The following is a 3,364-nucleotide window of genomic DNA, read 5'->3' on the forward strand; positions in this document are numbered from 1 at the left end:
GCGTTATTGAGTTGCAGCCAATATGCATTGGCACTGGCGACGTGCACCACTAAAATCACACCAGCGCGTACCTTTGTTGCCGCTCTGTCACCCGCCAGTATTACCGTAGGGCCTGACATGCCGAATGGAACGGTAGTGTATCGGCTTGATTTCAGAGATCCGGGTACCGCGACTGATGCATTTACCTGCGGCGCGGGGTCTTTTAACGCACCTCAAACTCTTGAGTATACCAGTACACCCACTCTAGCTAGTTGGAGTGGTTCTCCTTTCCCTAATCGTGTTTATCAGACCCAGGTTCCCGGTATTGGGGTTGTTGTATCGAGCGACTTGAGCAATCAGGCGCTACCTACGGTCGCCTATACCACAACCTATTCCGGAACGTCATTCTTCAATTTTAATGTAAGAATCAATGCGGTACTTTCACTGATTAAAATTGGCCCTGTTTCTCCCGGCACGATTAACGGTGCTAATTTACCGCGCGTAAGATTAAATCTTTCGACGGATCCGACGCTCACCAATAGTGCACCAATACCGATTTATAACCTCAGCTTTAGTGGCAGCTTAAATATTGTGTCTCAAACCTGCACCACACCCGATGTGAATGTTGCGATGGGGTCTTTTGAGGTGAGTAAATATTTTACCGGGATTGGATCGACAACACCGTGGAAAGACGCATCTATTAACCTGACAAATTGTCCTGTTTTCCATGGGTATTTTAATAATAGCTCCTACAACATTGTGGAGGGAACAGGTAGCACGACGGTGGGTCAGCCTATCAATAATACCTTAAATGTTAAATTGACCCCGGCAACAGCAATATTGAATTCCAGTAATGGTATTTTTGCTGTCGACAGTTCTAATGCTTCGGCTGCAAAAGGCGTCGGAATACAATTGGGTTATGGCGCGACAAGTTCACCGTCTCTTTTAGATTTTTCCAAAAACATCACAGTATCTCTCACCAACAGTCAACAATCAGTGAAGATACCGTTATCTGCGCGATATTATCAAACGGCATCGACAGTCTCGCCAGGAAGAGCCGATGGGAAAGTGGTATTTTTGATTAACTATTATTAATAACTTACGTTAAATGATGTTATTAGCCTCGCCATGGGGAAATGAATTTTCCATGGCGTAAGGTAAAAGTTACTGTTGATAAATCACCTTGAACTTAATACACATGTGGTTTGAGGCTGTTGAGCATTACTGTTATTTTTATTGTTCTAAAGGGTAATTATTTTCACGATTAACCACTATTAAACCAGGATGGATAAAGAGACCAGGGACGGTCTCAACGCATACTCTTTGACCCACACCAGATATTTGATTTGCGTTTAACTGTTTGTTTATTCGATTAATCGTTAGATAATCTAAATGTAAAAGGTGATTTATGAGAGATGTTATTATATACAGTGGTAGTGATTTAATTCGGTTTGCTTTAAAACAAATCACCGAACCAATTATTATTAGCCGTCAGGGTATGAACAGTGACACTATTAAAGTGTGTACCACTTTAACTGAATTTGAATCTCTAATTATAAATTCTTTTAATCCCGTAGTGATTTTTGATATCGATAATATATCTATGTTTGATCAATTTCGATTTTTTAAATTGATTGACCAGACGATAAAGAAGAAAAGTCTTATCCTTTACTCTAAAGAAAGTGGCTTGTCAGACGATTATTTCTTTTCAAAAAAAACAGATATTGTCTACCTATGCAAAACAACATCCGTCCCAGAGATAGAGACTGTCCTTTGCGGTTGTCTATATTGTACTGATTATTTATTAAGTGATTCATCTACGATTTATTCGCGAGCAAAACCGAAATCATTAAAGCTCACAAAGCGAGAGAAACAGATCTTACCGTGTTTACTGATTGGCATGTCGAGTGAAAAAATTTCAATACTTTTTGATGTCAGTAAGTCCGCGATAAGTGCACATAAAATGAATATATTCAAAAAATACTGTGTGACCAGTCTGACCCAACTCTACTACAAGTATAAGCAGCAAAGCGTAACGGAGTAAATGCAATAACCTTTGGGGCGTCTTAGATATTTTTATTGTCAGTATACAACGCCATCAGTTAATGATGGCGGGTTCTATTGTAGTGGCATAGTGAATTTGGCCACCTGAATAGAGGTGATATCATCACCTCATAGTCAAAACAGGTGACATTATGACCGGACGTAACAGACGCAATTTTAGCCCCGAGTTTCGCCTCGAAGCTGCCCAGCTTGTACTCGATCAGCACTACACCGCCGCTGCCACTGCGATGAATGTCGGCAAATCCACGATGGACAAATGGGTTCGACAACTGAAAGAAGAGCGAGCGGGAAAATCACCCGTAGCGTCACCCATGACACCTGAGCAGATTGAGATACGTGAGTTGAAGAAAAGACTTCAACGCGTTGAAATGGAAAGGGATATATTAAAAAAGGCTACCGCGCTCTTGATGTCAGACTCCCTGAACAATTCTCATTAGTTGAGAAACTCAGGGCTCGGTTTCCTGTTGCCGTTGTGTGCAACGTGTTTGGGGTTCATCGCAGCAGCTATAAATACTGGCAGCAGCCAAAGAGGCCTGACGCCACGAGAGTGGCATTACTGAGCCTTGTGCGTGAAGTTTATCGCGAAAGTAACGGCTCAGCAGGAGCGCGAAGCATTGCCGCGATGGTCACCACCAAAGGTATAAAACTGAGCCGCTGGCGGGCAACAAAGCTGATGAAAGCGCTCAATATTATCAGCTGTCAGCAACCTGGCCATCGTTATAAGAAGGCGTCTAAGGAACACATTGAGATCCCTAATTATCTGGATCGCCAGTTTGCTGTTACCGAGCCTAATCAGGCCTGGTGCGGTGATGTGACTTATATCTGGACGGGAAAACGCTGGGCTTATCTGGCTGTTGTACTCGATTTGTTTTCCCGTAAACCGGTTGGCTGGGCGATGTCATTTTTCCCGGATTCTGCATTGACAGCTAAAGCGCTGTCCATGGCCTGGGAAGCGCGAGGAAAGCCGGCTAATTTACTGTATCACTCGGACCAAGGCAGCCACTATACCAGCAGGAATTTCAGGCAGTTACTGTGGAGGTGTCAGATAAAGCAAAGCCTGAGTCGCCGGGGGAATTGCTGGGATAACAGCCCAATGGAACGGTTCTTCAGAAGCCTGAAAACAGAGTGGGTACCGGATAACGGCTACGTGAATTTTAGCGAAGCCAGCACGGCAATAACGAATTACATCACAGGATATTACAGCCAGCTCAGACCTCATCAATATAATGGTGGTTTGACGCCGAATGAATCAGAACGATTGTTTTGGAAAAACTCTAACGCCGTGGCCAGTTTTGCTTGACCACTACAATATACTAAATAC

The 3,364-nt window shown here is 43.3% G+C and carries 3 protein-coding genes; all 3 read left to right on the forward strand.

What is annotated here, in order from left to right; translation table 11 throughout:
• A partial coding sequence (locus V1952_RS20835; protein WP_420075457.1) for a fimbrial protein occupies window positions 1–1,074 on the forward strand: 1,074 nt, incomplete at its 5' end.
• Between the two features lie 313 nt (window positions 1,075–1,387).
• Window positions 1,388–2,023 carry a LuxR C-terminal-related transcriptional regulator gene (locus V1952_RS20840; RefSeq protein WP_420075458.1) on the forward strand — a complete coding sequence of 212 codons (636 nt, stop codon included), beginning with the start codon at window positions 1,388–1,390 and terminating at the stop codon, window positions 2,021–2,023.
• A gap of 151 nt (window positions 2,024–2,174) precedes the next feature.
• A protein-coding gene (locus V1952_RS20845; protein WP_420074028.1) for an IS3 family transposase occupies window positions 2,175–3,343 on the forward strand; the annotation gives its coding sequence in 2 pieces (ribosomal slippage) (window positions 2,175–2,436 and window positions 2,436–3,343; 1,170 coding nt in all).
• The last annotated feature ends 21 nt before the right edge of the window (window positions 3,344–3,364 follow it).

Origin of the sequence: Yersinia sp. 2542 StPb PI, assembly GCF_048593855.1 — a bacterium.
GTDB classification, from domain to species: Bacteria; Pseudomonadota; Gammaproteobacteria; order Enterobacterales; family Enterobacteriaceae; genus Yersinia; species Yersinia enterocolitica_E.